Source organism: Acinetobacter sp. RG5, from assembly GCF_031844265.1.
Taxonomy (GTDB): domain Bacteria; phylum Pseudomonadota; class Gammaproteobacteria; order Pseudomonadales; family Moraxellaceae; genus Acinetobacter.
This window is the reverse complement of sequence record NZ_JAUZUV010000034.1, coordinates 1-7,157: the sequence shown is the minus strand read 5'-3', so window position 1 is coordinate 7,157 and position 7,157 is coordinate 1. Positions and strand designations below refer to the sequence as shown.

Annotated in this window: 4 protein-coding genes; 1 reads left to right on the top strand and 3 read right to left on the bottom strand. The window is 37.7% G+C overall.

The genetic code is table 11. The annotated features are described in order from the left end of the window. Positions 1–462 precede the first annotated feature (462 nt). Genes Q9R21_RS14640 through Q9R21_RS14630 form a run of 3 tightly spaced genes read right to left on the bottom strand, consistent with a single transcriptional unit; the run spans position 463 to position 6,705 of the window. Positions 463–3,942: a hypothetical protein gene (locus Q9R21_RS14640; protein ID WP_311204763.1), complete on the bottom strand. Its 3,480-nt coding sequence runs from the start codon at positions 3,940–3,942 to the stop codon at positions 463–465. Positions 3,943–3,953: 11 nt separating this feature from the next. Beyond that, positions 3,954–6,248, bottom strand: a complete 2,295-nt coding sequence (locus Q9R21_RS14635; RefSeq protein WP_311204762.1) for a hypothetical protein — start codon at positions 6,246–6,248, stop codon at positions 3,954–3,956. A 4-nt stretch (positions 6,249–6,252) separates the two neighbouring features. Beyond that, the gene (locus Q9R21_RS14630; protein ID WP_311204764.1) at positions 6,253–6,705 is read right to left on the bottom strand and encodes a transporter; all 453 of its coding nucleotides are present in this window, start codon (positions 6,703–6,705) and stop codon (positions 6,253–6,255) included. Positions 6,706–6,959: 254 nt separating this feature from the next. Here Q9R21_RS14630 and Q9R21_RS14625 point away from each other — a divergent pair. Beyond that, positions 6,960–7,157 (top strand): transposase (locus Q9R21_RS14625; protein ID WP_311204761.1); only part of this gene is annotated, 198 nt, incomplete at its 3' end.

Genomic DNA, 7,157 nt, shown 5'->3' with positions numbered 1-7,157 from the left:
ATATGAAAAAACGTACTTTTCATTTGATTAAAAAACCAAAAAATCAACCCAAAATAGAGGGTTACATTATTTAAAACTGATTCTCCAATTAATTTAAAACAACACTCAATTTCATATTAAATCGCGTTTAATTTATTATTTTATTAACAACAAAAGTTATTATTTGTATCAATAATATTTCAATTAATTTTAACGTAGCGTGATTATTGTCTTGCGTCTCAACAATGCTGTTTTTTTAGGCTAAAAACACTCAAAAAGCCTAAAACCCGGGGTTGGATTTTCACCATTAATTACCCAGTTTTTGAGCGCTAAAAACCCGATTATCTGCAAAAAAATACTCAGAAAAACCAAGCTGTAAAATTAAAAACAATATCTATATGTTTTAAATATATTTTTTTTGATAAATTTCCGTTCATATGCTAAACCTCTGATAGAACCTCTAAGCACTCTTTTTTGATACTCTCAGCACTCTTTCATCTTGTAAAAGACGCTTTGCAACAGCATCTTTTGAATAAAATTATTATCTTTTTTATTCCATATTTTATATTTTTTTATTTTCACCTCGCCCTTTTTTACATTATTAAATTCATCCGGATCATATTCATCCCATTCAAAATTTTGTGGATTTTTTGAATAAAGTTTATTGATAAAATCTAAGAATCTTTTATAATCAATCAAGTCATTTTCAGATGATGCCTTAAAGTTCAAAATAGGACGATCTTTTTCAAGTGAAATTTTATTTTCTAAACAATAAAAAAAATGTTTAAGATCTTTCTGGGTTACATTTTTATTTAAGTTAAAAGGTTGCTCAATCTCATAGAGAGTAGACCATGTCACCATTTTACTCCAAGTAAAACCAATAAGATCCTCATGATTAACATTATTTTTGACGTGACTTGTATAGAGAGAAAACGGCTGGCTGATCGATTGAATGAACTTCAATACTTCAGGATCGATCGTTGCTATTTCTTTTTTTTCCCGCCACTTCCGGTATTCGTCTAAAAATATTTCACGGTATAAAAATACGTCCTGTTGTTGAGGCTGCTTCTGCTTTTTCTTGCTCTTTAATGCAGCAGTTTGAGAATTATTTTCTGTGTGTGAATGAATCTTCTTCATCAATTTTAAAATATCTCTTTCATTCGACTGAAATTCAACTTTGAAATCGCGATGCATCAACTGACTATCGCCTAATAATGCCTTGATCAATTGAGGTGAATATTCACGGTTTGCTTGATAAAACATGTCAGCAATCAGGATATTCAGATGATGCAGATAATGTCTTGCAGTGATCCGAATGTCTTCATGCCCCATCAGATGCGCAAGTCGAGACCAGGCTTGGGCACTACGCGATGAAGCATCCTTCATATTGGGTAAAATGTGCTTTTTAAGCTTACGCCCAAACTCGGAATCATAGTCAGTAAAACAACGTACCAGTGCTATGCTGCCTTTTAAAAGGATAGCCAAATGTGAAGCGGTACTATGCCTGAAAGCATGAAAAGTATATTGATGATCCTTTGTCCCTAATACAGTATTAAACAGCAACTGGGTAATTTTTGATAAATTTGTACTGGATAAAGGTTGTTCACCCAGCATGAAGAGCTGTTTGGTTTTTCTATTGCAGACTGCTGCAGTCGCTTTAGAGCCAGGTAACAGGTTTTGATAAAAGCGACAAAATCCTGTGAACTCGTCCGGTGTTAAAAAATGAACTAAATCAAACTGACGCGTGGCATTATCACTTTTCAGATCACGCTCAGAATTTAGACGAATCCTGAGGGTGAGATCATCAATATCACCCATTGTTTTTCTCATTTTATGGTCAGATCGATCGTCTTTCTGCTGATCTAAAGCGGATTCAAACACATAATAGAGCTGTCGATTGTCAGGATGTTTTCGTAACTGCGGAGATACAAAATCATCGATACAGATCCCGGCAGCTTCATCAATACGCAAGCCCAGTCTAAAAGCCAATGTATAGACCCATTCTAGACAGGTTGCATCCTGCTCAGTCAGACCCAAAGCTTCTGGGTATTCTCTAAGAATCCGTATCATCAATTGAAACATCTGCGGACTAATGAGTCTGGTTTTTAAAAATAAACCGTCACTTTGACGTTCATATAAATATTGCACAATCGGTGCACGATGATTCTTGACTAAGTATTGGTGAAAGGCTTTCAGCCGATCAAAGGCATAACCCGAGGTATTGTATTTTTTATTGTTGTTGGTTTGGGCGGTCGTTTTATGATTTTTCTGATCATTCAGCAGTTTTTCTTCAACAATCGTGCGATACATTTCCTCAAACTGCTCTTCAGCGGCTGTATCTAGATTGATCTGCTGTTCTAGAACATAACAAAGTAGGTCAAGCACAAAACTACTATAGTAACGCTTGATTGTTGAGACTTTAATAGCTGCTTTCCCATGATAAGCAAATTCGTTTTCTAACCACTGACACACGCGTAAATGTGCAATAGCCACTACATAATCTAGGTACTCGCCATTTCCAGCCTCATACGCAGATTTATAGTCCTCAAATTTTTGGATGCTTTCTTGGAGTTGATCCGCAAGCTGTTTGGGTTTGATATCCTGATGAAAAGATAAAAGCCAGGATTTCAGCTCATGACGTTGACCGGTTCGTCGATCATGAAATGTTTTGACTGTAACTGTAGGCATCTCCAAGTCTAAGACTTGAGGCTTTTTTTCAAGATTTTTGATTCTAGCTTGAATAGTTTTCCAGCAATCGGGTTGATCATAGAGCTGTGTATACTGCTCATAGATTAAAGGCGAAGTGATGATCTGATTGTTCAGTACACTGGTACTTAACACATCCAGATTAGGAATCTCTTGCCACAAGACATAATCCATATGCTTAAAAATGGCAAAACCGGTCTTTTCCAAGCCTTTTAAAAATAGCTTCACGTGATTAAGCGGTGCAAATGGCTGATCCTCACGTGCTTTTCTAGAGTCCCCCTCCTCCGCCATATTCAGTACAATGTTTAAATGGATTTTAAGTTTTTCTAGCAGTAAGGCTTCAGGCTGATTCCCCGTTTCAATTTCACTCTGTTCTTTTTCCCAGTACAGCAATGGCGAAGTGCTTTGTAATACATACCCTTGCGGTCCATTGAGTAGTTGCTGAATCCGTCGATAACATAACATCGCAAAGGCATTGAAATAAATGTGTTGGGTTTGCCATAACTCCGCCTCTTCTTCGCCATCCTGACGATAGATGTTGCCATACTTTGTCGAGGGCAACGTGTATGAAAAGACATAAGCCTTTTGAACCTTTTCGGCATCTGAATAGATCGGAAGCAAGCCACTATCCAGGTTCATATGAAAAATCGCATCATGAATGGCTATCAGTCGTTCAGGTTGCATGCATCCCTGATCAAAAATTAATGAAATACACAGACATTCAAACAAGGTATTCACTAATTTTTGTTGCTCTTTAGCCGTAGAGTCTAAGAGGATACCTTGAGTTTGTTGTTTGAGATAATCCGCCCAATTCACATACAGTTTTTCTTTTACCTCGACGAGCATAGTACCCTGCTGTAACTTTCGTCCTGAAAAAACGTTGTCTAGACGTTTAGGTGTGTAGACTATCCAATCGGGCAACTTAATCTCATAGCTCTCGGCATAGGAAGGGTAATCCTTTTGCCACTGCTGGTTTTTCTCGTTACAAATCCGTTTCACTTGTTTAAAACAGAATTGAAGGTAATCTGCAGCATTGTCCTTAAATTTGGATATTTGGCAGAGCTGCTCTAAAACTGCTCTATAGAGAGTAAACTTGTCCAGAATTCGCTGATCAAGCCACTTAAAATCAATTTGAGCAAGGTCAGAATTTACATCTGTGTATGTAGCAGTGATCAGCTGAGAAATTTCCTTAAAAATGTCGGCGATTTCTCTTTTAATGGCATTTTCTAATTGCGTAACGAGTGATGTATCAAGCACAAGATGGTCCTTTAAAGCACTTCAAGCTTTGCGATTTCTAGTTTGTTGAGCAAGCTTTTAACTTGCTGCTGAATGTCGTGTTTGTAGAGATAAGGGCTTAATCCAGAAATGTGACTGAATCCCATGCTTTGCTTATCATGGGTATATAGCGTATTGTGAATGTCACCACTCAAGGCGAGATGATTTTTAGTGAAATGCCTTGGCCAGTTTTTATAAATCTGCACGGTCTCTTTAAGGTAATTCTTGACAAAATCAGCAGACATGGGCTGTAACTCCAAATGCTCCACGACTTCCGCAAGATTCACCTGACCTTTTTGGGACTTGATCCGAGGATGTGAGATGACATAGAGCATAAAACCATCGTTTTCCAATTTCACTTTAAAACTAGTTATCCCGAGTGTCTCGATGGTTTGCGTCAGATATTTTCGATATGCATTGAAATGATCCTGCCAGTAGCCTGTAACAGGAACAGGACGTCCTACTTTTCGTGAATCAGTTTTTTTATCATGCACATAAAGCAGTTGTGCCTTAGGATCGTAATGTTTGAGTAACCCCGGCATGCCGACTATTGGACGTACCGTCAGGCAGATTAAGGAAAGATGCCACATCCAAATGCTGTAAGCATTCAGCTTCTCGATCAGATTCGCTTGAGTATTGGCTAATGTGTTTTTGACAAAATGATAAAGCTGATTAAAAAATTCACTCGCGGCCTCTACAGTCCAGCATCGCTGACTGCCGATACGTTCCTCACGATGAAAAATATGACCAGGGTGTTTATTCTCAATCCATGGATCACCTTTTCTACGGTCTAATAGAACATTAATATAGCCTTGAAAATGCTGGTCGATTTGATCGATCTGACGCCCTTCATAGTTCCATTGCACGATATGACGGCTATCTCTGTTGGCCAGCAAGTGTGCGACCAGGTTATCATCCGTCTCCATATCCATATAAAAATAGATTTGCCGCTCTAACATACCGCAGGTGATTTCACCAATTGCATGCTCTTTAAAAATTTCCCGCAAAAAATTATTGTACTCAATCACACAAAATTCAGGTTCCTCTAAAGCCTCTAAACTGGTGATCCAGGGTGCTGGTATGCGCCATTCCAGGGTTAAGGCCCGATTATAACGCTGTGCTTTATCTTGCATGGCACCGGAATGATTGGCATTCAGCTTGGGATCGATCACCCAATAATAATGAATGACTTTTTTGACTGATTTTTTTTTAATTCTACCAATACCAATCAAATACTTGATCTTTTGAAAGACCGTTGGACTCAGACCGGTCAAGAGACACATCAGACCACACACAGCTAAAGCCGATTGATATGCATCATTTCTCGTATTTTCTTGATAACAGTCGTGTAATCGCTGATATACCTCAGTTAATAAACTGGGTTTCAGATAAAGCGGATTAGTTTTACAGGCTAAGTCACGTCGCTGAATTCGCTTAGCTTGCTTTTCAAGCTGTTTCTGTTTGTCATCAGAGAAACTCCCCTTCACCCGCTTGGCGATCTCATCCTGTTCAGGATCGACAACATTGGCCTCTGTATTCTGTTCCTTATCATCATTCTCCACATCAAACGAAGATATGCCAGAATGAGGTGTGCGGGTCATGCGCTTTTGAATGTTGTCGATTAAAGCCTGAACATTGATTGACGATGAATTTAACCTACTATTGATGAGCTCATTACAAACAATAATGAATTGTTGAATATGGCGGCCGAGATTAAGCTGTTCAAAATCGTTTTTTATTGTTTTGCGCTCTAAAAGAGTTTTTAACTCATTGGCATTAAATTCATCAATCCCTTGGAGTTTTTGCGTGATGTCTGCATACAGTTGTTTATTTTCCTCAGCGTGAGAAAACTGCTTTTGCAACAACAGTTTTAAATCATAAGATACTGTATTGATTTTATTGTTCTTTTCACACTTATGTAAAATAACTCGTCTTTCTTTCTCTTCAGCCTGAGGCTCTAACAAGATGATTCCCTTCAGCATTTCGCACAAGACTGCAGTCAAAAGATATGAATAGATGAATGCTGCTTTTTGTTGGTCGCTTAGTTCTCCTATAGATGCACTTTTAGCCCATTGAGTTAAGCCTACCAATAATTTCTTTTGTGTCACCATCCGATTGTCTTTAATCACCACATGGACATCGTGAGCAGCAACATACAATTCCAGTGCCTGCTGATCTTGCGCCAAGAGCTGATTCAAAATTTGTTTTTTTACACTCAGGGGTTGATTGACCCATTCTTCCAATAGTTTAATTTGCTTGTCAGCTGACAATTCATCAGTTTGGCTCATAAAGCTACCATAATTTTTCAGGGTAAAAATTGATATTCAGGTTTCGTTCGAACTTGAGCTTCACGTCTTTATTCAGGCCAAAGTATTTTTTATAAGTGCTTGCACTCAATTGAACACAACGCTGCGGATTTTTACCCACCTTCATATACTGTGATAATGGCAAACCTAAGGTATCGGACAATTGAGTAAAAAAACATGTAAATAGAACAGCATGTACCTCTTTATGTTTGTGCTTTGGAACCTGTTTCAAATCTAAAGAAATTTTATCGATTAACCATTTTAGAATTTCAAATTCATCAACACCTTTATGAGATTTTTCACCCTTGTTAAGAGTTCTTTTGATGTAAGCATCCAGCTTGTTTTTAAGATTCAAGATAAAATCTCGAATAAAGTCTGGTAAATCTAATATCAAAACTGCGCTTAGCTTGGTCAGGACTTCAAGTGATTTTTTTTGCATTTCCAATTTTTTCTATCGTAACCATCTCAGCTGATACTGGCTATACAAGCTCAATACTGTTGAAATGGCTAATTTCCAAATTTACAACTTAGGCTCAACAGGATCTGTTAAGCCTAAAAACACCAACTATGATGTTATATGTTTATAACTAGCCAGAACAGAGCAATGATGTGGGTCTAGGATTTTAGACCATGCCTATAAGTGATAATCTACTCCCCAATAAGCATGGGAAATGCTTGTTTTTGGAGTCAAGCATGACACGAAGAAAACGTCGTAATCATTCAGCAGATTTTAAAGTTAAAGTTGCTCTCGCAGCAATTAAAGGCGACCACACACTCGCTGAACTTTCTACTCAATTCGATTTACATCAAAACCAAATAATTGATTGGGAAAATCAACTGCTTGAGCAATCAGTCAATATTTTTTCACGACCAACAGCACAACAAGAACCA

Bases quoted from the DNA above. Each gene is read 5' to 3' on its own strand.
- Q9R21_RS14635 (WP_311204762.1), bottom strand. From the start codon at position 6,248: ATGAGCCAAACTGATGAATTGTCAGCTGACAAGCAAATTAAACTATTG.
- Q9R21_RS14630 (WP_311204764.1), bottom strand. From the start codon at position 6,705: ATGCAAAAAAAATCACTTGAAGTCCTGACCAAGCTAAGCGCAGTTTTG.